The organism is Nitrospirota bacterium (assembly GCA_030684575.1).
Lineage (GTDB): Bacteria > Nitrospirota > Nitrospiria > Nitrospirales > Nitrospiraceae > Palsa-1315.
The window spans coordinates 332,871-357,176 of record JAUXVD010000003.1 but is presented as its reverse complement, the minus strand read 5'-3'; the positions used below and the strand labels follow the sequence as shown (position 1 = coordinate 357,176).

Genomic DNA, 24,306 nt, shown 5'->3' with positions numbered 1-24,306 from the left:
TGTCCGTTACCTTGAACTGGTCATGAGAAGCTCGTTTGCCCGACGCTGCGTGAGTGCCCCTCGACAGGATTTATTCAAGATGCCGCCAAGAACCGGCACGCTTCCCTTGAGCAGCCCCATGGCCCGCTTCACATCTGTCGAGGCTGTCCGGCCCTCTTCGACGACCAGGAGCAGCGCATCGATGTGTGGAACAAACCCCAGGACATCGGCACGCGACAACAGAGGCGGCAAGTCGAACACCAGAAGCCTTGCGGGATACCGGTGCTTCAGTTCCTCCACCAAGACCGCCATCTTGGGCGAGGCAAGGGCCTCTGCGGAATTCGCGATCACGCGTCCACCGGGGAGGAACACAAATCGGCCGATCCCTGGGTGAATCAACAATTGTTCGAGCGGCACCTCATCGAAGAGATGCTCGGTCAAGCCGGGACAACTCTCCATCCCAAATGCCTGGTGAACGGCTGGCCGATGCATGTCGGCATCGACGAGCAAAACCGTATGAGCTAAATCCATCGCCAAGGCCAGTGACAGATTGACGGCGGTAAGCGTTTTCCCTTCGTGTGGAATAGGACTCGTCACTCCCAATACATTCCACCCGTTCTGACGGCATTGTTTCACGACCTGAGTTCGAAGCATTTTAAACGCGTCGACAAAGCCGCCCCCTTCGAACCCGGAGATCAAGCGCTGGGTCCGCATCGTCTCATCAGTGAGTTCAACGGTTTTCGTCGAAGTATAGACGATGGGCGGGGGCACCGGTCGAGGCGCGCCGGCTTGCCGCCTCTGAGGCGGCACCTCCGATCCGTGCTCTTGTTTGAACCGTTCCAACCCCTGTTGCAAATACTCCATCGGACGCTCCCCTTCTCTCTCGCTCAGCCGAGTTTTCTCATGATCGTGTACCACAACACATCCAGAGGCATCCATGTCAGATGGAGGACGACTGCGCCAACCACCACCACACCAAGTCCGGCAAGGCCGACAACTGCTCGACGGCGTCCGAGCTGCACGACTTCGTCCTCCGACGGCAGATAGGGAATCACGCCCAACGGAGCCATCCCCATCGCGCGGCCAAGCTGGTCGGACGTATAGATCGTGCGATCCACATTGTCCGCAACGACACCGGTTCCCACTCCTCCGGCGATGGCGAGAAACGCACCCAGCAGCAGAATCGCCAGACGGTTGGGCCGGTCCGGTTTTTCCGGCAGCTCTGGCGGATTGATCAATGAGAATCTCTCGCCCTTCCGCTGCACTTCCAATTCACCTGAGACCTGCGCTTCCATTAAGCGAGAAGTGATCTCCTGGTATTTGCGCACGGAGTTTTCACGATCACGCAGTAGATCGAGATATTCGGGCTCGATCGTCGGTGTCGTCTCCACTCGCTTGGCATACTCCTCCAATCGCCGTTTCAGATCTACCCGTGCTTTTTCCAGAGATTGCAGTGACGCCGTCGTCGATGCCAACTGCGACTGAATATTGATATAGGCTGGATTCTCCGGCTTCACGGTGAGTGGCTTGGGCGGCATGGCTAAGACGGCCTGCAGCTCTCGTTCGAGTGAGGCGACGACATTCTGCGTTTTCACCACATCGGGGTGCGAAGCTTCCATCCGCTCGCGCAGTGCCGCGAGCGACGCCTGCTCCGCCGTCAGACGCTTCGACAGCTCCTCACGCCCGTCCGTCGCGCCAGGCTCTTTCTCAAGCGACGACAGCTCCTGTTTCATCTTGATGAGGTCGGGATGCTCTGGTTCGAGGTAGGCCGAGGCGCTGGCATATTGCGCTCTCAGCGCTTTCAAGCGCTCGCTCGTGTCCAGCATCCGGTCGCCACTCGCATTAATGAGGGGTGTATGCGGCTTCAGCGAGGCCAACTCTCCTTCCAGGTAGGTTTTCCGTTCTTTCAAACTTCTGATATCCCGGTCGGACTCGATCACTTCCCGTTGGGTCGAACTCAGGAGCTGCATATTCAGTTGCACCAGTTCGGGAAGCGCCCCGGCGGCTCGCTGCTTCACCTCCGCCAGCTTGCCTTCCAGATCCTGGATATGATGCGAGAGACTCTCGGCTTCGCGTTTCAAGAACGCGGTGGTTTCCTGCGCATGCCGCTCGCGGGTCTTGAGATTTTCCCCCAGGAATAAGCTGGTCAGCTCATTCGCCACTTTCTGTGCCAGCTCAGGGCTCTCGCCATCGTACAACAGTGTAAAAGCAATCGTCGCCTGGGTAGGATTCTGTGTGCGCTTATCGATCACCTTCACGTTCATCACGTCGATCTGGATATCCTTCACGAAGCGAGCGAGAACTTCTTCCGTCGGGTTTCGCTTCCGAAGATCCTTGTAGAGGCCGTATTGCTCGACGATGTGCCACAAGGTCGAACGGCTCAAGACTTGCTGCTTGATCGTCTCGATGCGCTGATCGGCGTAGGTCGCGATGGCCGACCGGACGAGATCGGGCGGGATTTCCTGCTCTTCAATGAGAATCGTCGCGGTCGACCGATACACCGCCGGCAGCAGAAACGCCAGCGCGGCGCTGGCCGCCAAGAGCGCTGCGGCGACCATGAGGATCAAGGTCTTGCGACGTCGCAGCAGGGCCAGATAGTCGTAGAGATCTTTTGTGGGAGCCGCCACGGCTCGTGGAGTCTGTGGCGCACGTCCGCTGTTCATTGGGACACCGACCATTTCTGCCCTCCGTACGTCACCATGACGAATGTGGAATTGGCAAAATTCCATTGGTTGAGACTGCCGACGGCACGCTCGGCATAGGTGTACGAGAGATCCAGCGTCCACCAGGGGCTGAACTTCCACGACAGGCTCGGGCTGATAGAGGAAAACCTCGACTGAGACACGGAGCCGCTCGAGGCATTGGTCTCGACCCCGGACACAAAATACAGGCCTCCGTTCAATGAAGCGCTCAGGGTTTCGGTCACGTTGTGCGACAGCGATCCGCCCACGTGATCGCTCTGCAGCAATCGGCCGAACCCGCTGGGATTGATCTCGCGGCTAACGTCCATTTGCATCGTCGTGCGCTCAAACTGTTTTCGGAGAGTCCCCTTATAGACCCACACGGTTTCACGATCGGTCACGGCTCCTCCCGGGATCTCCTGCGTCGAGCGTACGAACCGGATGCCTCCAGATAGAGAGCCGGTGACCTCGTGGCCGAAATCATGGGTCCATCCGCCTTGCAGGCCGTAATACGTCGAGTCTTGTTTGATGAAGGGCGTGCGAACCAACGTGTATTCGCCGGTGAGTTGGACTTGATCCAACAGACCGAGGTTATAGGTCGGCCCCGTCGTCCCCCCGTGAACTTGATAATCCACGAGGCCTAAACGACGTCCGTTTTCGTACTGCGCATCCATGAATTGATAACTGCTTTGCCAGGACAGCCGCTCGGTGATGCCAACCTTCCAACTGGGCATGGCCGTCCACAGACTTCGTTGGGTGAAACCCAAGACGAGTCCGGTCTGTTTCAATTCAGTCATCAACGTGTTGTCCCTGGTGAAACCTCCCTCGAATCCTACTGTATGGCGATCCGAGCGATAGGACGACCGTAACGGAAAATATAGATTCGTCAGGCCTCTGTCCTCTTGACCGTAGTATTGAACGAAGTCGCTCTTCACGTTCCCTTCCACCTCCAAGGATTCGGTGGAGCCCTTGAATTTCAAGGCGGGACTGACCCAGTGGCCCCACACTTCATTGTTGCCGTTGAACAACAATAAATTACTGTTGTACTCGCCTTTCACACTCAACGACGGCTCCGCCGACCACTCTGCTGCGCCTGCTTCGCCTTGCACACCGGCTGCCGTCAGCATCGCAACACACAGGCACGCGAACAGGCGTACCCGCAGTCGGGTTCCCAGGGACGAACGATTGAATCCGACATTCGGTGGTTCCATTCGGTCACGGCACCATCACCACGTCGCCACGCTGCAACAAAATATTCTGCCTCAGGTCTTTCTCCTTCTGCATATCTCCATATCTGAAATGAAAGACCTGCTGATTGGCTCCGCCACGCCGCATGATCTTGATGTCGTTCTCAGATGCATAGGGCGTGAGGCCTCCTGCCATACTCAACGCTTGCAACACATCGGTGTAGTGGCCGACCAGATACTCTCCGGGCTTGTTCACTCGCCCGAGCACATAGATGCGGTTACTCAGCACTTTGAGCACAGAGACCGTGACATTGGGATTCGGGAGAAACTTGCTCAGCCGTTTCGCAATTTCTAGGCGCACATCCTCTGCTGTACGGCCCGTTGCGGACACGTCTCCAATGAGCGGGAAGGTGATCATCCCGTCGGGGCGCACCACCGTTTCCTGCGTGAGCTGTTCATCCTTCCACACCGCGACCTTCAGCACGTCTTCCGGGCCGAGCAGGTAGCTGGGTTCGGCGACCGCCGTCTCTGCCGCGAAGACCTGGTTGTTTCCGAACAGACAGAGTCCTCCTATGACGATCGCCCCACTGACAAACCCCTGCGCCAACATATTTTGGAGAAACGCTCTCATCCCGCCACCTCCGCCAGCAATGCTTTGGCTGCGTCCAATCCCTCAAACGGGGTTCCTGCCGCCACCGCCTTTTTCAAATACACGAGCGCATCGCCAGGATGTCCAGACTTCGATAGTGCCGCGCCAAGATGGTAGTTCAGCACCGGATGGTCCGGTGCCAAGGCCGTGGCTTGCTTCAGCAAGCGCACCGCATCGTTCCCATGGTCCAGCTTATAATGTGCCCACCCCAAGGTATCGAGCAGATAGGGATTCGGCGTCTGCGACTCAAAGGCCCGGCTCAGCGTCAGAGCTCGCTCAAGACTTTTCGAATCGCTTTTGTGATCGATCAATGTCGCTGCGAGATTGTTCGCCGCCAGCATCGACTTCGGACTCGTCTTTAACACCGTCTCGTAATGGGCAATGGCCTCGTCGAACCGGCGCTGCGCATCGAGACTCACCGCCAACAGCAAGCGCATCTGTTCATTGTCCGGGCTCTCTTGAAGCCCTTTGCGCAGGAACTCGTCCCCCTCCGTCAGGCGTTTTCCCGCGTAGTGATAGCGGGCCAGGTGAACCCAAGGGGTACTCCATTTCGGATTCAGACGCGCCGCAGCCTCAAAATGCGCGATGGCCGCAGCGGTATCTCCCCTCGTCAGCAACAGCTCGCCAAAAAATCCATCCGCGAAGGGATGATCGGGATGGGCCGCTATCAATGCTTCAAGTCGAGATTGCACCTGAGCAACCTGTCCACGCTTGATCCCAAGCTGCACCAGGGCCAGGAGCGGTTCCGGTGCGAGTGGCCGTTGCTCGGCGGCTCGGGAATAGGCGGCTTCCGCCTTGTCCCATTGCTGTTGGGCCAAGGCGACATGCCCCTCCGCTAAATCAGCGGCTGTCTGGTCCGCACCGGCTGTTCTCAGTTTCGTCAACGTCTCCTGACTCTGTCCCCAATCCTTCTCCTGTGTCTGCAACTGAAACATCATGCCTAACAGGGTGACGTTACCGGGATTGCGAGCGACGAGCGGCTCCAAGCGTTCTCGTGCTTCTTTGGTATGTCCAACGGACGCATCCAGTCCCGCCAGCATCAGCTGGGCTTCCATCAACGCCGGCTTCAAGCTGAGCGCTCCACCCAAACTCTCGCGGGCGAGCGTCGTTTCACCCGTCATCAAGTAGGCTCGCGCAAGCAACAGATGCCCGTCAGCCGACTCAGGCTGGTCCTTCAGTACGGACCGGAAATCCTGTGTGGCGTCCTTACCGTTCCCGCGCTGCAAAGCGATCTTTCCCCGCAAGAGCAAGGCATCCGTCGATCGGGCATTTTCCTTCAACACGTCTTGAAGCTGCCGCTCCGCCTCGTCCGTCTTACCCGCTGCCCAATCGAGCCCGGCGAGTTTGACCTGCGCCTCAAGCCCTTCGGGTTTCTTTTGATACTCTTTCTGAATCGCCTGATAGGTCTCGCGGGCTTTATCCGTCCGTTGAGTCGATTCATAGAGATTCGCAAGGGCAAACCAGAGTTTGCCGGCACGCGGCAATGCCTTGCGCGCCTCAAGCAGAGACAATTCCGCCTGCTCGACTCCACGGCGCTTGGCCACATATTCGACAAGCGCCAATCGGCGTGTTTCATCCTCAGGGTCGAGTTGCACCGTTTCCTTGAGCACGGCTTCGGCTTTGTCGTATCGCTGTTGTTGATCGTAAACCGCTGCCTGTCGCCACCGGTGATTCAGAACCGTCGGCTCCAGCTCAGTAATCTGCTGCAGCGTCGCCGCCGCTTCGTCCATATGGCCCTGCTTGATCAAAGTCGAGGACAGAGCATCGAGCAGTTCGAGATTGCCTGGCTGAGTCTCCAGGGATCGCCTAAGCAGCGGCACCGCCTCCTCCCCTCGTTGATTGGCGGTATAGAGCGAAGCAATGAGCAGCACGGCATCGGTGTCGGCCGGCGCCGCTGCGATCAACTGCTCGGCTCGACCGATGGCCTCATCGAGCTTGCCGGTGACCGCCGTCACAGCGATTTGCAACGCCTGCGCAGGAACATGGTTTGGCGCCTTCGCCAGAATCCGGTCCGTGATTTGGGTCACCTGCTCAAGGGCGCGCGCCTCCAGATAAAATTTGGCCAGTTTAATCAATGCGCGATTATGCTCCGGACTCAATTCCACGACCTGTTGATACCCTGCCAGGGCGTTGCGCCAATTGCGCTCCTTTTCCTCCACTTGTGCATAGAGGAAATAGGCTTCGACGTCTTTGGGATCGATCTTCAGGACGTTTCGAATCGCCACGCGGGCTTTGGGGAAATTGCCCTGCTCAAAATATTCTTGCGCGCGTAAGCGATATTTGGTTTTGTGCTCTTCGGGACCCCCGCAGCCGAGAGTCCCGCTCATCATCAGAACGACCAGTACGAGAGCTATCCCCTGTTTCATGACATCTGCCTCCCCTTCCACGATCCGATCATAACCACCAGGCTCGTAACACCAACCCGCCCAACATCCAGGCAGAAACCCAACCCAAGCGGGTGGCCGCTGAAGCATAGATATGGAGCAGCAGCTCAAATGAAAAGAACAACACAATCAGTTTTGCCGCAAGAAGACTGACCGGCACTTCGCCCGCAGTCATGTCCGGCAAGAACGGCATCACGACGGCCAATAAAACAATCAAGTAGTCCAACGGCGTCGTTTGAAACCGGTCCTCCCCGGCAAATCGAATGGTCAACACGACGAGTCCCGCTAAGATCACGAACCCGATATTGACGGGCGTCATCATCTCGGGGCCGGAAAGGCGCGGGGAGATTTCGCTGTAATACATCAGGCAGGTGCTCCCGACATACAAACCCATCCGCACGGCCCATGGCGTTCCGCGGCCTGCCGCCATTGAACCTAACAGGGCTACCAGCAATCCCGCAGCGATCATCCCGGCGTCCCAGGGAATCTCCCTCGGCATCGCCACCGATGCGATGAGATAGAGAGGCACTGCCACTTGAATCGCCGCAAGTGCCCATACTCCAATTCGGACCTGCGATCGTTGGTCCGTTGCTTGTGTGGAGCCGTTCGTTTTTGTGGGCTTGATCGCCAACGTCGTCGGCTGGCGCGATCGAACGAACATGGAGAGAATCGCCGCGGCACAGAAGAGGTAGATACCCAATAGGACGGCATCCGACTGCCACCGTAATAAATAGGCGCAACTCACCATCGCGCCATGAGCGAGGTAGATCACCGTGACGGCTTGTCCATGGGTCAACCCTCTGGCCAGCAACTTGTGATGGATGTGGTTGCGATCGCCGATGAACGGGGACCGGCCTTCCAACAAACGTTGCCCCATCACCCCGATCGTATCCAGCAGGGGCACGCCCCAAATAAACAGCGCCAGCAAGGGGCTGTAGAGCGTCCTGCCGGAATCGGTCAGCAAAATAGCGGCCACAGCCAGATAGTGGCCCAGAAACTGGCTCCCGGCATCGCCCATGAAGATCTTGGCCGGATAGGTGTTGAAGCGGAGAAATCCCAACAGCCCTCCCAGGACCGATACCATCAACAGCACCAGCAGCGGCTCGTTCGCCTGGTACGCGAGGTAGGCAATGCCCGCAAAGCTGAGCAAGGACAACCCGCCGGCCAAACCATCGAGTCCGTCCGCCAGGTTGACGGCATTCGTCACTCCCACGATCACCAGAACAGTGAGTGGAACGGCTAACCAGAAGGGAAGCAGGGTCTCATCCATGAAGGGTACTGTTGTCAGACGAACACCCGCCAACCCGACGACAATCGCTGCAGCCAGCATTTGCCCGCAAAACTTCATGCGATGGTTGAGACCGATCCGGTCATCCCACATGCCGAAAAGAAGAATGACCGCGCCGCCAAGCAGACTGATCAAAATCAACTGTTCCTTGGGCGACCACAACAAAACTGCAGCAAAGGTCGCGACCGCAAACGCGATACCTCCGACTTTCGCGATCGGCGCGTCATGGGCATGCCGTTCGCGGGGAATATCGACGAACTGGAGCCGCCAGGCTGACGCCGTCAACGCCGGAATCAATGCCATACAGATGATCAACGATCCCATGAAGCTGAAAAATATCGCCGTGCCCATATCCGTCATTCCTTAATCTGGAACATAACGGTCTAACAGCGGTGTCACGAGACCGGCCATGGTCTGTAGACGCGCATCGACTCTGGCCTCCGTCTCGCCGGCATTGACGCCGGACACGAGACGCACGAGCGCGCCGTCTGCCCTGTGGCGGGTCAAGGAATCCCAAAAAAGATAAAATTTCACGCCATACTCGCTGGTGAACCAGCGATCACGTTGTTTGAACCAGTAGTACACAATCTGTTTCTGGCCGCCCTTCTGAATCACCAGACGATTGACCTCCAACGCCTTGGCCATGTCTAACCGCTGGTCCAGCCTCAACGGCTCGAAGGAGGTAATCTCCCAGCCCCCGCCGGGAATACACTGCCGGGGGGAATGCGACGAGCGGCCTTTTTTCGGCGAGCGATAATAGGCCACGTACAGGTTGACTGGAACCTTCTCCCCCGCGCTGTAGTCCGCAAGCACGTAATCGTCCAATTGCAAGGCGTCGAGGTACTGTCGCTCCATGACAGAAGAAACGCCGGCCCATTCACCGAGCTGCAAGGGAAAGTCGAGCAACGACTGCCGCGCAGGAGCAGGAAACTCGTGCGGGGCGACTGATGGAGCAGCCAAGACCGCCACTATGAGCAAGACGCCTCCCGCCAGCAGAGGAGCGGGAGACACGCGATCAGCCGATGCGTCTGCATGTGTCCTCTCCGATCCACCCGCCTTCACTGAGGGAGGGCCGATCAATTCGCTAAATGGACGCCTTGGTGAGGTCGACCCAACGCGGGACAAGAGCCACATCTCGGCACAGAGCAGGCCTAAACTTGCCACGAAGAAGATCCAACCCTCAAAGAAATGGCTGAAGCCGTCTGCCGCACTCTTGCCATAGGTCTCGACTAACAGGCCGATGGTGCCGATCCGGAAACCGTTGAGGAGTATCGAGATGGGAATACTGGACAGCACAAGCAGCACCCGCTTCCAGAGGGATTCTCGATAGAGATAGGCCACGAGCAAGGTGAGGGCCGTGAGGGGGAACAGATACCGGAGTCCGCTGCAGGCCTCGACGACTTGCAGTTGTATCGGCCCCAGATCGATTACGTTGCCTTCCCGGTAGGCCATGACTCCGATGAATTGGAGACATCCGATCCCCAAGGCCGAAGACCACAACTGGAGACGATTGGACAGTTCCCCCTGCAGAAACTCCGGCATCGGAATGGCGGCGAGAAGGTACAGCAAGGGAAAGGCCAGCAGGCGGATCCCGGACAGTCCGATAACGCACGTCAGCAACCCCACGATCACAACCCATAACGAGAGCTGGACCACCGCATGCATGGAGGCAAACTCGCCGACGACATACACAATGAGTCCTACTGCGGTTATCGGGAGCCCCCACCAGGCGCCACGTCGCTCGACAATATGCAACTGATTCCGTCGAAGCCAAATCAGGTACAGCGAGATCAGCGGAATGAACGGCCCATGACTGTAATTGTCATCTTCCAACCAGGACTGCGCCAGCACGCCCAGGCTGTCTGCGTAGAGATAGCCCAGAGCTGCCAGCACAACGGCCAGCACGCCCCAGAAGACCCAAGCGCTCATGCCCACCAGCAGTCGAGTCTGAGACATCACGGAAACAGAAGGCAGCGGGGCTTCGAACGTTGTGGGGTGACTCTTCATCCGGGTCCTCTCAATAGGGCTCGTCCACCGGACGACCCCTCACATAACATAGGAACTAGGCGATGTGTAGGAGACCCAGTCTATCGTTCACCGGTAGAGCGATGGCATCGCCAATATCAAGTTTGTGTTAACAAAATGTTAAAACAGGTCCGGGGGATACAGGGGTGAATCGGAGGGCTCTGGATCGTATGCGGCGACGAAGATTGATCGAGGCCAGGCCGAAATAGTGCTATGAAATAAACCGCTTCACCATACTATTGGGCCCTGACGTCGGTAGGAGGAGTGAGAGAAGAGGGGTCGAGTCGCTGCATGAACCGTTTTGTCACCTGCCACCAGGGGGCCTCTTCATTCCATGGTTCCGGTCCGTGATCTCCCGACCCTCCCCAGATCACGACGCCATCCGCATGTTGCGCCATCGTGGTCAATTGCAGGTCCCAATAGTCCGGTTCGATCGGCCGTGGACCGAGTGACTCATTGCCTTGATTATGATACAGCGGCCAAAGAAAACCATAGACAGGCTTGCCTTTTGCAAGACGGCGGGCCTCCGCGATTTGTGCCTTGGCATAGGCAACCCAGACCTGGCGGTCTGGATAGAATGTGTAGATCGATGGATACAGCGCATCGACGTGATCGACGATCTGAGCCAGTCGATCATTGTCCTTGCGCCAGGCCAGGAATTGAGGACTGATCGGACCACTGGATGCACGCCAATAGTCCGGTATCGGGACTGCGCCATAGAGTCCGAATCGAACGGCGGGTGCCTCGCCCTTGACCCACGAGAGCACGGAGAGATACTTGGCCACAGTCGATGCCACCGCCACACCATCTCCTGTGAGCGGCCATCGCTCGATGTCAAGGACTACCGGGTCCGTCGACGCACGCAGCTCATACGCGAGAGACCGCACAATGACTTCGGAAGGCACGGCGGTCGGTGGCTGGTTCGCGACAAATAGGCGCGACTCATACAGAATTGTGAGGGGCCTGACGTGGTAGGCCGCGAGTGAGGGCTTATTCTTAAAGAGCGTGGCGTCGAACACGACGAACGGACGCGGGACCGCGGCCACAGCCGTCTGTTCAATCGGAGAGGGAGTGCGAGACAGCAAGATCAAAGCAGCGGCCACACCGAGCAAGATCAGCACAAGCAGCGTGATCTTCTGCCGACGCATTATTCTTTTCCAGCCACGACCAGCAATGCCGGTTCGGCTTTTGGCTCGAAGCGGGAAACGGGAACGGACACGGATTCCAGAAGCGTCCGCCAGGTCTGCAGCGCATGAATACGGGCATACTGCCGATCGAACGCGCGGCGCGCGCGCTGGCCAGCCTCGGTCACCTTGTTACGGCTATACGACAGCTCTCGAATGCAATCCACGATGGGACCGACTTCACCGATACAGAAACTCCACCCGCATTGTTCGCGCTCCAGGATACGGGCGATCTCTCCATCGGGATCGCCGACATGAATCACCGGCCGTCCAGCGGCGGCAATGCCATAGAACTTGCTCGGCACAATCATTCCTTCCAGCGTCGGTCTCAACGAAATGAAATGGACATCCGGCACACTCAGGCTCCAGCGCAAACGATCGGCCGGCTGGTAGGGGCGGAACTGCACGTTCGGCAGGCCCCTCTCCGCGACTTCCGCTTCGAGCCATGGACGCGCGATGCCGGCGCCGATAAATACGAAGGCGATGTCGGTCTCCTCTTTCAATCGCTCCGCCGCATCGATCATGGTCTTGAACTCGTGGACATGTCCCATATTGCCGGAATAACCCAAGACGAACTTCCCTTTCAATCCCCATTCGCGCAGCAGCGGATTGGCTTCCTTGGGAACCGGCTGAATGAGGTCGCCGTCTGCCCAGTTCTCGATCACCGTGATCTGATCGGACGGGACCCCTTCATCCCGCAGACGTTGGGCCATGATTGTCCCTAGCACGACGTTCGACCGACCCTGCTGGAGCGACCTGTTGCGCAATCGTTTCAGCATCGGTGCGGCAAAGCGCACTCCGTAGACATCCAGCGAGGTGGCCACTTCAGGAAACAGGTCCTGAACCCAATTGACCAGAATGCCCTTCTTCATGGTTGCCGCCCACCCGGCACAGACCGACATCATCGGGGGATCGGTTTTGGCCACCACCACATCGCCCGGCTTGATCGAACGGAGCAACCGCCAGGTCGCGCCGAGGTAAAAGGTCAGATAGTCGAGCATCCGTCCCCACAGACGGGCGCGGCCGAACCGCGATGTGCGCACCCGGTGGACCTTCACCCCGCTGATCACTTCCTCGGAGAGAAGCGAGGCCTGGGGGTCGGTATAGAGTTGCCCGCCGGTAATCACGTGAATGTCCTGACCCCGGGAGGCAAGGTCGAAGGCCAGATCGCTGAGGAGCTGACTCGTCGCGGAGTGGTCGGGGGAAAAATAACGATTGATGAAGATAGTTTTCATGTTCTTCTCCCGTTGCCTCTTCGTCCATACACCGCTTCTAGGTTCAGGTCGACCGACTCAGGCGAGTCGCGCGTGCATCAAATCTAGAGATCCTTCAGGCTTTGGAGTTTACTGCTGGCAGGTCACGCGATGGCATCGCCAAGCTCAAGTTTGTATTAAGCCAACGTTAAATGAGCGTTGAAGTATGATTGCGGTCGCGACGCCATGACGCCCAAGTCCCAGTCGGCGAAAACGCTTCCGGAATCGTCTTGTGCTCACAGGACGTTGCACAGGTAGTGTTGGGGCCAGAGAAAATGGGAAATGGGGGTTCCCGTGCTGACGCAATGGATTTTGCAGGATGGCCAATGGCGAACGTACGCCAGCCTTTTGGCCTCCTGCAATGAACGGGCAGATGGAGGGAAGGAACTTTTCGTTCACCGGATGGTTAGACGGAACAACCTACTTTCTTACGCTGTAATTCAATCATTTTAACCACGATCATATACTCGTAAATGGCTTGAAGAACGCAGTAGATGAAACCAGGGCGACCATCAAGAAATCCGCGATTCCAGATATACATATAGATAAATTTCAAGCCGGGACGGAAGGGAAGGCGGAAAGACAGGTATTTGAGCGCAATCCGTCTTGCAGCCGGATCTCGAGACAAGAGTGACGGAGGAGGTCCGGTGGCGCCATGCCGGATCTTGTGCCCCTCCATCGCTTCGAGCAGAGAATACTTGTTGTGCTTGTCGAACCACTCGGTCAAACCTTTACTGAAGTTGTAGTGGACCAGCATGCCCCGCAAGTAGCCATGCGAGCCGTCGATGGCGGGAATCGGGTTCACCAACCGTTCAAATCGCACGTGGCGAGGCTGGAACATCCGCATGATCATCCCGGGCGGCATGGCATGCCTGATCCAGCGTCCCATGAACATATTCCGGCGGCCACAGTAGTAGGCGACGTCGACCCGATTCGAATCTGCCGCTATAGAAACCAGCTCCTCCTTCAGCTCTTCCGTCATCCGTTCGTCGGCATCGAGATAAAAGACCCAGGGATGTTTGAACTGGATCTCTGCGAGCGCCCAGTTCTGATGGGCAGACCAATTGTCGAAGCGTCGCTGCACCACACGCGCGCCCATGCCCTCGGCAATCTTGACCGTGCGATCATTGCTGAAGGAATCCAGCACCACAATGTCGTCGGACCATTTTATGGATTGAAGGCATTCCGGCAGATTGGCTTCCTCATTCAATGTCAGGATGAGAATCGACACGCTCATAGTTATGACTTTTTCGCGATCGCGATCATGGATTTAGCCAGCGCGGGCACACGCCCTACCCGACGAAACGTGATGGAATGAAATCCGGCTTCCTGGAGTAATATACTTATCGTCCCTATTGACCAGAACTTAATGTGCCCATGATCCCACAATGCGGTGAAGTGATGGTCTAGCTTGCCGGTCAATGCCATGGCGAGGTTCTTCCAGTAACCATGATACGGCGTCGAGACGATTACGGTTCCAGCCGGTTCCACAAGATCGAACAGCGTGCGCGCAAACACCCGCGGGGCGTAGAGATGTTCGACGACCTCCAAGCTCACCACCACCGGGAACCTTCCATAGGTATCGGCCAGAGAGTCGTAGGCCGATCCGAGTTGTAGATTCAAATGGGGATAGCGCCGCTTGGCCTGCTCGATGCCTTGGGCGGACGCATCGACACCGGTGATTTGATAGCCCTGTCGCGTCAACACGTCCGCGACTGATCCATTTCCGCACCCCAGCTCGAATACAGGTGTGTGATCCCTGGGAAGCCGCAGCGCCGCAAGATCGTCCAAGAGCGCCGGCACGAGATAATCATGCGACGCGTTCAGTTCCGGGTCTTCGTAGGTGTAGCCGGAGATATCGACCGCTGTTTCCGTCATGACTCTTCCTGCTGCAATTCATATTTTTTGATGATGCGGGCGGGGTTCCCGCCTACGACTGTCCAGGGATCGACGTTTCGAAAGACGCTCGCACGGGCGCCGACCACGGCCCCCTCGCCGATCGTCACACCGGGCCCGACGAACGCGTCCGCAGCCACCCATACCCGACGCCCGATCCTGATCGGGGACGAGATGACCGGCATGTCACTCAACGTATAGTCGTGACTGGCTGTACAGAGGAACGCGTATTGACTGACCGTTGCGTAGGGTTCAAGGATCACCTGATTGACGTCATAACAATCCACATGGTCACCAAGACAGCTACCCTCCCTCATGGTCAAGTTCCAGGGGGCCCAGATTCTGGCTGAGGGATAGGGATGCGCCCCTTGCTCCACCTTCGCGCCGAACAATCGCAGTAGCCACCGTCGCCAGGCATGAAACGGTCGAGGGCTGGGACGAAATAACAGCAACCAAACCATTCCCCACGCAACTCTGCCAACCCGATTGAGATAGGAATGCGGAGAGGGGCAATCAGAATGCGCCATCGTTCCGAAGGTCGAATCGTCTCTTGCCGGGAATTTCCTATTCATTACTGTGGCCTCAGCAGCATCGATCATCGTGCCGTAGGCTCCACACGTACCAGCTTGTCATGTTTTTGTTTAGCCCAGCGCAACCCATAGAATGGTTCCTGTCTTTGTGAACTAGTCTCGTCGCACGACAACATGCTAGGTACTGCTTGTTAAGTTGATCGCTCCGCCCGTGTCGTTTTACAATCGGACTCGCACCGTATCGGCAACGCTCACATATCCGGTGCAGGTGATGCCCTGAAGGTGTAAGGCGCAGACACTTCGACACGGTGTCCGACTGTTACGGCTGCGCCCGTCACTGTCACGCCTGCACTGGTTTCCCCTGCGCTGAGGTCTGAACTTAACTCTAATGGATTGGCCATTTACTACACCTCCTTCATTGCTTGGCTCTTACAATTTCACATGCAGACAGCTGGCCCTTCCAGAATCACTACTATCCCTGCCCAGCAGGTATTCATGCTTCGTCCACACAATCGGGTTTGTCACCACCTCCTAGAAGCCAGAGATAAACCGCATGCATCTGGGACGTATAGGCGGTCCAAGAGAAGCTCTTCTGAACGAGCTGTCGTCCACGAATGCCCATACAAATACGTTCATCCTCGCTCATCGTCAGCAATTCGGTTAGACCCTGAGCGATACTTTCAACATCCGCTTTTATGGATATGGCTGCTTTCACCTGAAACCCGTCAGGTATGTTGCATTCCGGCGTCATGAGGACAGGCAGCCCATAGGACCAAGCTTCCAGAACACTGATCGGCAAGCCCTCGCTTACGGAAGGAAGGATAAAAGCATCTGCCGTAGATAAAAGCGCGGCCTTGTCGGCACCAAACTTTGGACCAACAAAACGAACTGTTGCCTCAAGACCAAGCTCGCCACTTAATACTCTGAGGTTTCTTTCATGACCGCCTTGATCCCATCCGGCAATTGTGAGGACCCACCCTGATTTTCGGCCAGACTTGGCTTGCTGTACCTTCCGCCAGGCCGCTAGTAATCGTACGAGATTTTTCTTGGGGTGTAGACGTCCGAGGAAGAGAATGGTTCTCTCCTGCTTACCACCGTCTTTTACAATGGAAGACGGCTCAGGAATATCAACTCCGAACGGAAGAACGCAGACGGGATTCTGAAGGCCATACGTGCGGATAGACCGCAGCTCTGAGCCGCAGAGTGCGTGCAAGCAACTCGCCTGGTTCAAATGATGACGTTCATATAGCTTGGCAGCAATATATTTTCTCCAACGGCTGCGGCGAACGGCCCAGGAGTCCAACATGCCGTGTGTTGTAATGACATACGGTTTCTTCCATTTCTGAGCCCATCGAAGCGATACAAGCGATGGATACATCCACAACCCATGAACATGCAGCAAGTCGATCTGCGCCTCACGGAGCTTGTTTGCCATGTCTGGCGCATAACCGAATGATCGAAGCCCCCGCACAGAACAGGGGGTGACGCAGATCGGTTCCCAGGTGGGCAAATCCTCGAGCAACCGTTCATCCTCCAGCCCAAGCACTTCGAGATTCGGCAGAAGCCCTCGATGTAGTTCCTGCGCGCTTCTCCGGACGGCTTCGTAGACCCCTCCCCCATCGTGCGACAACGAGGCTGTAAGTATCCCGAGTTTCATTGCCTGCTCTCGCTATCTAAGTTGTTCGACATCAAGCTAAATGCAACCAACAGTGAGTGAGAGTTGATTTTTTGACGTGCCACCAGTCCACTGGGACCACATGCACTCGATCGCCACGAGCTAAGCATGGATACCATCAACCGCTTGACCGTGGGAGCTGGCCATTTCATACCCACCGTCTCTGGATAACAGGACAGCATCAGCCCTCCCACGTATTGCACTTTCCCGCGTTTCGTCGGTTATCACGGACGTGAGATCAGCCATGCCCGCAGACTCCTTCCTCTAGTTCCTCAGCAGTCAACTCATCCACTGGATCGAGTCGCTGCTCTTCCGGCTCGATCTCAGTCTCCTCCATCGCCCTCGGCCTCATGATGCTCACGAGAAACAAGAGTGAGGTCGGGTTACCAACATTGATCAAATACCGTTCGAAGAGCGCAAGCAGGAGATACCCGGCGCAGAGTCCGAACAGAATGCTTTGGCTGAACCCTGGCCCTGGTTCTCTAGAGCCGGTCCAGAGGAGGTGCAAGCCTCGCGTGAGCAGGAGTAGAACTCCGAGAAACCCAAGTAACCCGACTTCCGCCAACGTTGCGAGATAGCCGTTGTGTGACGATGAATCGGTTTTCAGCAGAAATTCATGGGCTCGGAATCCCACCCCGAGTATGGGATTATGCACAAATAGTTCCCATGTACCCTTCCAGGCTTCCATACGCCCAGTCGCCCCTGAACCGAAGCCACGATCGGAAGTACTGAGCCCATAGAGCTGATCCAACATTCGATACATCACGTCGCCGTAGGCCAGCATGACTCCGACTGCCAGCAGGAGGCCAATAGCAAATAACAGCAGCACCGGTTGCCGTCTGGCACGCAAACGCAGCCAGACGATCATGGCCAGCCCCACCACCGCGGCGACAGCCGCTGCACGCGAACTTGTCAGAATGATGATCCAGGCAATCGAGCCCATCACCGTCAGACGAAACACCCAGGTCCTGATCGACATCGCCGCGAGGAATACCGACACGGATACCAGTCCGATCGTATTCGGGTTCAGCACATTTTTACCGTTCCCGAGACGCGTTCCCGGCACATAGTCGTACCAGGCGAATCCAACGAGTAAGCCGGTCGTCAGCACGGCAAACACCTTTAAACCCCGCTCGTATTGGTCGCCGTTGAGATTGGAGTTGAATTGCAGCGCCAGCCAGATTCCGGTCAACGTGATGACCACGTATCCTGTCGAGATGAGAGCAACCGGACTCATCACACTGGATAATGCCGATGCGATCCCGAACAGGATCAATCCACCGGTCGCCGCAGGCGACATCGCGTACGGAACAAAGTTACAGCGGCCTATCGCAAAGTACAGCAGCGGCCACATCACCGCTGTGGCGAGCAACACCATGGGTGTCGTCCCCTCATGGCCCGCTTCTATCCGACCTCCAAGGGACGCGGCAAAGACCCCGCTTAACCAGAGCCCCAGAACCAGGCCTACTTGGGTTCCACGCGGAGGGGTGGATGTTTCGTCGAAATCCTCTTCAAGCTGAAGGCTCATGCAGACCTCAATGCCATCGCGAGTCGACTCCCCATCGTCACGGTAGTCGCCGCCTCACCCGCCACGATGGCAATTGCCAGCCCTTGTACCCCGACGCGTGGCACCAGCGTCGCCCCCAGCACGGCCAGCAGCATCCACTGCATGGTGAGCCCCACCAGAGGCGTGCGATAATCCGATAGCGCAAAACAGGAATTGCGGAAAATCCGGCCCAGGCTCATGAAGGGAAGCGCCCATACGGTGATCGAAAGGATCGAGGCGGTGAAGCGGGCATGCTCAAGTGAGAACTTTCCGCGCACAAATATCAGCTCGACGATCGACTCCGCAAAAACGGACACGACAGCCACGGCTGTGACGCTGACCGCGAGTAGCAAGAGCCCTTGTTTCCACAGCATGGCGAACCCGATTGATTTGTCTTGGCCAAAGGCTTCCACCATGCGAGGAAACGCCATCGTCGTGAGCGGCATGACGAGCAGGGAGAGCGGCACGGACACAATCGTGCTGGCGTAGAAGAACCCGGCGATGGAACCAGGCGGGAGCCAGGACGCGAGGCTTCGCTCAGTGACCGAGACGGCCGCATAGATGAGCTCACCGACCAGAATGGTCCCCGCGGCTCCCCAGAGCAGGAACCATCCTTCACGAGCAGGAGGTCTGGATTCCGAGGGAACGGACCAAGTCATCCGGACGAGCCGACTCGTAAACAGAAGCATGACGAGCAAGTTTCCCGCAGCCACGCCCAGCGTCAGCGCATCGACCCCGAGCCTCTCGGAACAGAGCGTGATGGATACAATGGAACAGAGCGAGATAATCGACCCTGCCGCAAATCCTGGAGCAAAGGACCCCAGCACCGAGAGAGCGCCGCGCAATAGACCTGCTGTACTCGCAAACACGATCGGCGCCGTAAGAAAATGCAATGTTCGGACGCCGAGCGCCTCTTGCGCCGCATCGAAGTGTGGGAAAAAAGCGCTCAGCAAGAGCCCGGCGCTTCCCAATAGAAAGAGCACGACGCCTAGATTCACGAGCAGAAGACCGCACAGTGCTGGTTGCACGGCTCGGCTGACGGCGGCGGCTCCACCCCCTCTCGCCACACGAGAGATGAACGCTGACTCCAGTGCGTTTCCGATCTGTGCCCCAAAAAACAACTGAAGGCTCATGACCGCAACAAAGACATCCAGTTGTGGACTCAAACCGAACGTGGATGCCACGGTGAGTTCCCGCACAAAGCCGAGCACAAGACCGATACCCGTCAGCAGAGAATATCCTGAGGCCTGACGAAGAGGGCCCAGCACATCGGCAAACGCCCGCTGCATTGTCCTCAACGGCAACACGCCCAGGTCCTGATCAGCTCGGCCTGGCGAGATTAACGTTTTTTGCGATATCGACATGGGCACCACCACTGTTTGCGAACAAGCCAACAACCTCCAACAGAGGTCATGGCATCGAACATCATTTCAGGATTTGTGGTTCGACACCCTGCTTCTGGAGCCGAAATCCTGGACTCAACCACCCGTACGCCCGCACCTTCACCTGTTCCTGCTTCCAGGCCAACGTTCGCTCAATACAGTCACCGAGGCTCTGGGCCCAAGTCTCCGGGGTATAGAGGGCTACAATCTTCCTGGATGCTTCGCCCATCTTGCCTGCATCGACGCTGTCAGACGACAGCACTCCCAAGAGTCGCGCCATACCGTCGATGTCGAACGGATCACAGACGTACCCGTTCACCCCGGCCCGCACGAGTTCCGGCACACATCCGCAGCGATGTGACACGAGCACCGGCAATCCCGCCGCCATCGCTTCATTGACCACCAGCCCCCATGTTTCGCTCACGCTCGGAAGGACCAGACAGGAGGCAAGCCCGTAGTAGGCTGAGACTGCATCTGCCTGTTGGTAGCCGGCGAATACCACGTCGCGCAGCTCTTGAGCCCTCTCGCGCAACATCGGCTCCTGAAGTCCACCGCCGACCAGCACCAGGCCCCAAGCCTGCAACCCTGCTGTCTGCCGATACCTGGCATAGGCTTCAAGCAAGCGGAGAACGTTCTTTTCCGGCGCAAACCGTCCGACAAACAAGAAATAGCGTTCCGGGAGGTTGAGCTTTCTCCGAAGCGAATCACCCTGCGAGCGCGCAGCCGCTGCCCCATCCGCAAAAGCCTGGTTGTCCACTACGTCATAGCCGGTCCAGATCCATTCACGAGGAACACCCAACCGCACTAGGTAGGAAGCAGTCTGCTCTCCGGCCGCAAATGCCGCATCGTAATGCCGGCGAACCCACCAGCCTTTAATGGATTCTTTGATTGCCGTTCGAGGCCGATCTTCCCAGTGAGAATCCCCCAAGAAGATACTGACGCGTTTATGGCGTCTGGCCCATCGAGCAGCAGCCCGCATGGCGGCATGGTAATAGCCTGCGATCACCACCGCTTGAGGATCCGAGTCATCGAGCCAACGAGTAACACGTGCGGTTAAAGCCCAGGGCTCGATGTTTTCTACTGTCTCTCCAGGAAATGCTTCGGCATAATCGAACCCCAGGCCAGCTTTGCGGACTTTCCACTCGCGGATTCTCTCAGTGGCGCCCAGAGCCATGACCTGCACGGCATCGGCTCGTCTGATGGACTGAAAAGCCTTGAACCGAGGGATGCTGTAGGGTGTGATAATCGATTCTAGACAGCTGATCTTCATGCTAGTACAGCAGCCTTTCCTCAGACGCGAGTGTCGCAGCTACGAAAACATGCAGGAGTCAATGAGAGCATGACACCGCTGTCAACCGCGCTATTTCGAGAGCAATAGTCTACTGCTGGGTGTGCGAGGGAACGGCCACGCAAGTCTCAAGTTTGTGTTAACAAATCGTTAAAAGGTGGATCAGGAAAGATGGAAGCCCTTATTCCCTGAAGGCTCCTGGTCCTGTACTTCAGGCAGGGGGAAGAAGATATGACCAGAATGGGTGCTGCGAGGACGGACGCCCATCCCCGCAGAAGCCGTTCCCGTTAGATCGTTACAACGGTTGCCAGAGAGGGCCGTTTCCGCCAGAGCAACCCACCCATCATTGCGAAACCGCCGGCGAAGAGCAGGAGACTGGCCGGAAGCGGCACTGGTGTCGGCGCGAGTCCGATAGCCTTTCCCTGCAGGAAGAATCTGGCGGTTCGATCGTCGTGCGACCATCCATGCTTTTCCCTGCCCCACTCAGGGACAAAGACATGAGTCCATGAAAGACTGAACTCGGACGTATCCGGATTGAAGATTCCCTGGGCAACACCACCGATATTCCAGGCCCGAAACGAATCGCCTCGGCTGACACCGAAAAACAAGGACGAGAGGTCCAGAGTGATTGATGAACCATTGATGATGGCCGAGGGCGCCGTCGCACCCTGCAGACCGGAGGTAAAGAGCGAGAAGGTCCTCTGTCTCGTCGAAATCGGCGAGACGATTTCCTGCATGGATTGATACTGCCCCCTCGCGATGGTGCCGTCTCGATCCAGTAGCCGGTCTACTACCCGATAGAATCGTCCATCGTAGCTCGTGCCCCCCCCGGTGAGTTCCAATTGAGGGACGACCATGGCCTGTACAGGACCGGCGGATCCGAATATCGCCAACATCGCAGTCAGTCCGAATGCGAGTAGAACAGGAATAGGTGCCATAACAATCCTCCTTGTTAACACGTCTCTCTGATTATTAATAAAACCTCTGCCCGCCTCACGATGGTACGAGCCTGAGAGAACATCGGTGTAAACTCATTGTTTGGTTTAGATTAATTACGCATCAAGAATATTAGCTCAACCTTTAAGTCCAGCTCGAAGATCGGCAAACTACTGGTCTGAATTGAACAGTTAGAGAACATTCACATGCCAGGCGGCATCATTCTGCATCACCCATTGAAATATTGTGGCCGGGAATGCCGACGAAGTACGGAAGGCCGGAACCCTGTTGGGAATACAAAGTCGGAGGAGCAGTCGCACCTGGCTCTTTTCTCCAGGAGCGGCATCTTGGGGAAACAGAACGTCCGTTCAGTCACCTGTTCGATACAGTCAGGTCGCACGCAGAGCCCTGCTCTATGCGCGTCCATACCCCGTGTCGGCGAGCCAGCTGGGCCGCCCCATGCTTATCGCAGCACCGTCTTCATGTTTCAGGAGAAACCGTTGTGAACAGCAATGGCTAGGAGTCGGATCGACCGATCGAGACGGTCGCAACCCCCAGAGCAGGAAGGAGTCCCTTACATTCCTGGATAACGCGAACAAAGAGTTCGGTCAACTGCGGGTCGAAGTGGGTGCCGGCATGCGAGAGCAGGTACTGGCAGGCATCGTCTATCGAAAAGAGCTTCCGTCCGGGAAGTTCCGCCGTAAGATGGTCGAATGACTCGGCCAGAGCGACGATCCTGGCCAACTGAGGAATGCCTTCTTCCTGCAGTCCATAGGGATAGCCCGAGCCATCCCACCGTTCATGGTGATAGGCAATTATCTGTCCCACCTCCGCCGGAAGGCCCAGCGGTAACACCAGTTTGGCCCCTCGATCAGGATGGCGCCAATGACTGCCCGATTTCCCGGTGCTCAGGATTTCATCGTCGGCAGCGTAATAGGTCTCAGGCCCGATCTTGCCGATGTCATGGAGGAAAGCCCCCAGCGCCAGTGATTTCTGCTCTGCGGGTGTGAGGTGGATGCGATTGGCCAGGAGCGTGGCGTAGCAACTGACTCGGCTGCAATGGTTGAGCAGCTGGCGGTCCTTGGCCTCAAGCAGATCGGTAAACAGCGGGAGAAGGCCTGGAATAGATTCAGTGCTGGAGGGATGGTCCAACGTCGCGATTCCGATCGACCGGTGCCTGGCGAGCAATTCCTGCCATGCGAAGGCACTTTCGAGTTCCGATCCCCAGAGGCCGGGGGTTGCCCTGGTGAATTCTCTCAGAAAATCGAGCCGCTGTTTCTTTTCAAGGGTCTGTTTCACGAGCAGCAGCAATTCCGTGACATTGAAGGGTTTGAGCAGGTAGCCCGCCGCGCCATGTCGGATTCCTTCCATGGCCGACGTGACGCTCCCGTACCCGGTGATGATGATGACCTCCACGTCGGCGTGGTGATGTTTGATGTCCAAGAGGAGATCCAGGCCCCGTCGATCCGGAAGTCTCTGATCGAGCGTAATGAGGTCGACGGGCTGGGAGTTCAGTACCTCGATCGCCGCCCTGGCTGACTCAACCGCTCGAATGTTGTAATACGGGCGGAGAATTACGTTCAAGGCATCACGCGGTCCCGCTTCGTCATCAATGACGAGCACGGTGGGCTTTTTATTCGTCGGACCGAACAGTTCAGGTCTGATCATCGCTGTCCTCTCCCGCTGAGAATTCCCCGCACAAAAGTATCCGCCAACCAAGCCGCAGGGTCGCTGCTGCTCGACTGGCGGATAGGCCGATCAGGCCTTTGAACGGACTAGACGAAACGCAACCCTTTTCGCATGGCCCCGGCGAGGCCGAGGAGTCCACTGCCGAACAGGAGCAGTGCACCCGGCAGCGGGACGGCCGCTACCTGCGCCGTTCCCTGCAAGGTGAAGGTCCCGGAGGTCAGAAACGGCACGCCCGAGAACGAGCGGGTCCAGGAAATGTCGAAGGCATTCGTCAGTTCGTTGAACGAGCCGGCCGCATCGCCGCCGATGTTCAACGACGCCATCAATGGGTTCGTGTTGACCCATCCCCAGCCAGTGCTGGTGACCCCTGCGAAGAGCGATTGGAGATCCGCCGTCAGGGTGGCCCCCGACGTCTGACCGGTCGGAGCCGGAAGATTGAGGGCGCCCCCGTTGCTCGAAAAGATTGAAAATGTGAGGTGAGAGATTGTAATCGGATCGAAGATATTCGGTGGGGGCTGAAACTGGTCCATCAGCAACTGCCCGTTGGCGATAAAACTGCCGGCAATGTTTCCCAAGGAACCGAAGTTCAGACTGATTGAGCCACCGGTGATGTCCAGCTGCGTCACGACCGCAGCCTGGGCTGGCGTCGGCAAGAACCAGAGCAGCAACGCCATCAGGAGAGCCATCACGCTCCCCTTGACTGTGCTGTTAGGCTTGAGCTTCATTGATTAGTT

At 57.2% G+C, this 24,306-nt stretch carries 19 protein-coding genes; all 19 read right to left on the bottom strand.

The window, feature by feature from the left end:
- Positions 1 to 6 precede the first annotated feature (6 nt).
- Positions 7 to 843 (bottom strand): CpsD/CapB family tyrosine-protein kinase, encoded by an 837-nt coding sequence (locus tag Q8N00_01935; GenBank protein MDP2381544.1) that lies wholly within the window; start codon positions 841 to 843, stop codon positions 7 to 9.
- 23 nt (positions 844 to 866) lie between these two features.
- Positions 867 to 2,657, bottom strand: coding sequence for a Wzz/FepE/Etk N-terminal domain-containing protein (locus tag Q8N00_01930; GenBank protein ID MDP2381543.1), 1,791 nt, complete (start codon positions 2,655 to 2,657; stop codon positions 867 to 869).
- Positions 2,639 to 3,871 carry a hypothetical protein gene (locus Q8N00_01925; protein ID MDP2381542.1) on the bottom strand — a complete coding sequence of 411 codons (1,233 nt, stop codon included), beginning with the start codon at positions 3,869 to 3,871 and terminating at the stop codon, positions 2,639 to 2,641. The genes Q8N00_01930 and Q8N00_01925 overlap by 19 nt, the downstream gene beginning before the upstream one ends.
- A gap of 4 nt (positions 3,872 to 3,875) precedes the next feature.
- Positions 3,876 to 4,478 (bottom strand): polysaccharide biosynthesis/export family protein, encoded by a 603-nt coding sequence (locus tag Q8N00_01920; protein ID MDP2381541.1) that lies wholly within the window; start codon positions 4,476 to 4,478, stop codon positions 3,876 to 3,878.
- Positions 4,475 to 6,862, bottom strand: a complete 2,388-nt coding sequence (locus tag Q8N00_01915; protein ID MDP2381540.1) for a tetratricopeptide repeat protein — start codon at positions 6,860 to 6,862, stop codon at positions 4,475 to 4,477. The genes Q8N00_01920 and Q8N00_01915 overlap by 4 nt, the downstream gene beginning before the upstream one ends.
- A gap of 28 nt (positions 6,863 to 6,890) precedes the next feature.
- Positions 6,891 to 8,519, bottom strand: coding sequence for an MraY family glycosyltransferase (locus Q8N00_01910; protein MDP2381539.1), 1,629 nt, complete (start codon positions 8,517 to 8,519; stop codon positions 6,891 to 6,893).
- 12 nt (positions 8,520 to 8,531) lie between these two features.
- Positions 8,532 to 10,175 carry a VPLPA-CTERM-specific exosortase XrtD gene (gene xrtD, locus Q8N00_01905; protein MDP2381538.1) on the bottom strand — a complete coding sequence of 548 codons (1,644 nt, stop codon included), beginning with the start codon at positions 10,173 to 10,175 and terminating at the stop codon, positions 8,532 to 8,534.
- 254 nt (positions 10,176 to 10,429) lie between these two features.
- Positions 10,430 to 11,341 carry a hypothetical protein gene (locus Q8N00_01900; protein ID MDP2381537.1) on the bottom strand — a complete coding sequence of 304 codons (912 nt, stop codon included), beginning with the start codon at positions 11,339 to 11,341 and terminating at the stop codon, positions 10,430 to 10,432.
- Positions 11,341 to 12,612, bottom strand: a complete 1,272-nt coding sequence (locus Q8N00_01895) for a glycosyltransferase family 4 protein (GenBank protein ID MDP2381536.1) — start codon at positions 12,610 to 12,612, stop codon at positions 11,341 to 11,343. Before Q8N00_01895 ends, Q8N00_01900 begins: the two co-directional genes overlap by 1 nt.
- Before the next feature lie 424 nt (positions 12,613 to 13,036).
- Entirely contained in the window at positions 13,037 to 13,867 is an 831-nt protein-coding gene (locus Q8N00_01890; GenBank protein MDP2381535.1) for a glycosyltransferase family 2 protein, read from the bottom strand.
- A gap of 2 nt (positions 13,868 to 13,869) precedes the next feature.
- The gene (locus Q8N00_01885; protein ID MDP2381534.1) at positions 13,870 to 14,508 is read right to left on the bottom strand and encodes a methyltransferase domain-containing protein; all 639 of its coding nucleotides are present in this window, start codon (positions 14,506 to 14,508) and stop codon (positions 13,870 to 13,872) included.
- Positions 14,505 to 14,987, bottom strand: coding sequence for a putative colanic acid biosynthesis acetyltransferase (locus Q8N00_01880; protein MDP2381533.1), 483 nt, complete (start codon positions 14,985 to 14,987; stop codon positions 14,505 to 14,507). The genes Q8N00_01885 and Q8N00_01880 overlap by 4 nt, the downstream gene beginning before the upstream one ends.
- A gap of 562 nt (positions 14,988 to 15,549) precedes the next feature.
- Positions 15,550 to 16,713: a glycosyltransferase gene (locus tag Q8N00_01875; protein MDP2381532.1), complete on the bottom strand. Its 1,164-nt coding sequence runs from the start codon at positions 16,711 to 16,713 to the stop codon at positions 15,550 to 15,552.
- Positions 16,714 to 16,969: 256 nt separating this feature from the next.
- A complete protein-coding gene (locus Q8N00_01870) occupies positions 16,970 to 18,259 on the bottom strand; it encodes an O-antigen ligase family protein (protein ID MDP2381531.1) in 1,290 nt (429 codons plus the stop codon).
- Positions 18,256 to 19,641, bottom strand: a complete 1,386-nt coding sequence (locus tag Q8N00_01865; GenBank protein MDP2381530.1) for a lipid II flippase MurJ — start codon at positions 19,639 to 19,641, stop codon at positions 18,256 to 18,258. The genes Q8N00_01870 and Q8N00_01865 overlap by 4 nt, the downstream gene beginning before the upstream one ends.
- Positions 19,642 to 19,702: 61 nt before the next feature.
- On the bottom strand, positions 19,703 to 20,929 hold the full coding sequence (locus tag Q8N00_01860; GenBank protein MDP2381529.1) for a glycosyltransferase family 4 protein: 1,227 nt from the start codon (positions 20,927 to 20,929) through the stop codon (positions 19,703 to 19,705).
- A gap of 305 nt (positions 20,930 to 21,234) precedes the next feature.
- Entirely contained in the window at positions 21,235 to 21,885 is a 651-nt protein-coding gene (locus Q8N00_01855) for a hypothetical protein (GenBank protein MDP2381528.1), read from the bottom strand.
- A 514-nt stretch (positions 21,886 to 22,399) separates the two neighbouring features.
- Positions 22,400 to 23,551 carry a response regulator gene (locus Q8N00_01850; GenBank protein MDP2381527.1) on the bottom strand — a complete coding sequence of 384 codons (1,152 nt, stop codon included), beginning with the start codon at positions 23,549 to 23,551 and terminating at the stop codon, positions 22,400 to 22,402.
- A 107-nt stretch (positions 23,552 to 23,658) separates the two neighbouring features.
- Positions 23,659 to 24,297 carry a hypothetical protein gene (locus Q8N00_01845; protein MDP2381526.1) on the bottom strand — a complete coding sequence of 213 codons (639 nt, stop codon included), beginning with the start codon at positions 24,295 to 24,297 and terminating at the stop codon, positions 23,659 to 23,661.
- Positions 24,298 to 24,306 lie beyond the last annotated feature (9 nt).

What these genes read in the sequence shown, in the direction of transcription:
- Q8N00_01850 (MDP2381527.1), bottom strand. Translation starts at nt 23,551, where the DNA reads ATGATCAGACCTGAACTGTTCGGTCCGACGAATAAAAAGCCCACCGTG.
- Q8N00_01860 (MDP2381529.1), bottom strand. Translation starts at nt 20,929, where the DNA reads ATGAAGATCAGCTGTCTAGAATCGATTATCACACCCTACAGCATCCCT.
- Q8N00_01845 (MDP2381526.1), bottom strand. Translation starts at nt 24,297, where the DNA reads ATGAAGCTCAAGCCTAACAGCACAGTCAAGGGGAGCGTGATGGCTCTC.
- Q8N00_01870 (MDP2381531.1), bottom strand. Translation starts at nt 18,259, where the DNA reads ATGAGCCTTCAGCTTGAAGAGGATTTCGACGAAACATCCACCCCTCCG.
- Q8N00_01935 (MDP2381544.1), bottom strand. Translation starts at nt 843, where the DNA reads ATGGAGTATTTGCAACAGGGGTTGGAACGGTTCAAACAAGAGCACGGA.
- Q8N00_01895 (MDP2381536.1), bottom strand. Translation starts at nt 12,612, where the DNA reads ATGAAAACTATCTTCATCAATCGTTATTTTTCCCCCGACCACTCCGCG.
- Q8N00_01855 (MDP2381528.1), bottom strand. Translation starts at nt 21,885, where the DNA reads ATGGCACCTATTCCTGTTCTACTCGCATTCGGACTGACTGCGATGTTG.
- Q8N00_01865 (MDP2381530.1), bottom strand. Translation starts at nt 19,641, where the DNA reads ATGTCGATATCGCAAAAAACGTTAATCTCGCCAGGCCGAGCTGATCAG.
- Q8N00_01885 (MDP2381534.1), bottom strand. Translation starts at nt 14,508, where the DNA reads ATGACGGAAACAGCGGTCGATATCTCCGGCTACACCTACGAAGACCCG.
- Q8N00_01875 (MDP2381532.1), bottom strand. Translation starts at nt 16,713, where the DNA reads ATGAAACTCGGGATACTTACAGCCTCGTTGTCGCACGATGGGGGAGGG.
- Q8N00_01890 (MDP2381535.1), bottom strand. Translation starts at nt 13,867, where the DNA reads ATGAGCGTGTCGATTCTCATCCTGACATTGAATGAGGAAGCCAATCTG.
- Q8N00_01910 (MDP2381539.1), bottom strand. Translation starts at nt 8,519, where the DNA reads ATGGGCACGGCGATATTTTTCAGCTTCATGGGATCGTTGATCATCTGT.
- Q8N00_01925 (MDP2381542.1), bottom strand. Translation starts at nt 3,871, where the DNA reads ATGGAACCACCGAATGTCGGATTCAATCGTTCGTCCCTGGGAACCCGA.
- Q8N00_01900 (MDP2381537.1), bottom strand. Translation starts at nt 11,341, where the DNA reads ATGCGTCGGCAGAAGATCACGCTGCTTGTGCTGATCTTGCTCGGTGTG.
- Q8N00_01880 (MDP2381533.1), bottom strand. Translation starts at nt 14,987, where the DNA reads ATGGTTTGGTTGCTGTTATTTCGTCCCAGCCCTCGACCGTTTCATGCC.
- Q8N00_01915 (MDP2381540.1), bottom strand. Translation starts at nt 6,862, where the DNA reads ATGAAACAGGGGATAGCTCTCGTACTGGTCGTTCTGATGATGAGCGGG.
- Q8N00_01920 (MDP2381541.1), bottom strand. Translation starts at nt 4,478, where the DNA reads ATGAGAGCGTTTCTCCAAAATATGTTGGCGCAGGGGTTTGTCAGTGGG.
- xrtD (MDP2381538.1), bottom strand. Translation starts at nt 10,175, where the DNA reads ATGAAGAGTCACCCCACAACGTTCGAAGCCCCGCTGCCTTCTGTTTCC.
- Q8N00_01930 (MDP2381543.1), bottom strand. Translation starts at nt 2,657, where the DNA reads ATGGTCGGTGTCCCAATGAACAGCGGACGTGCGCCACAGACTCCACGA.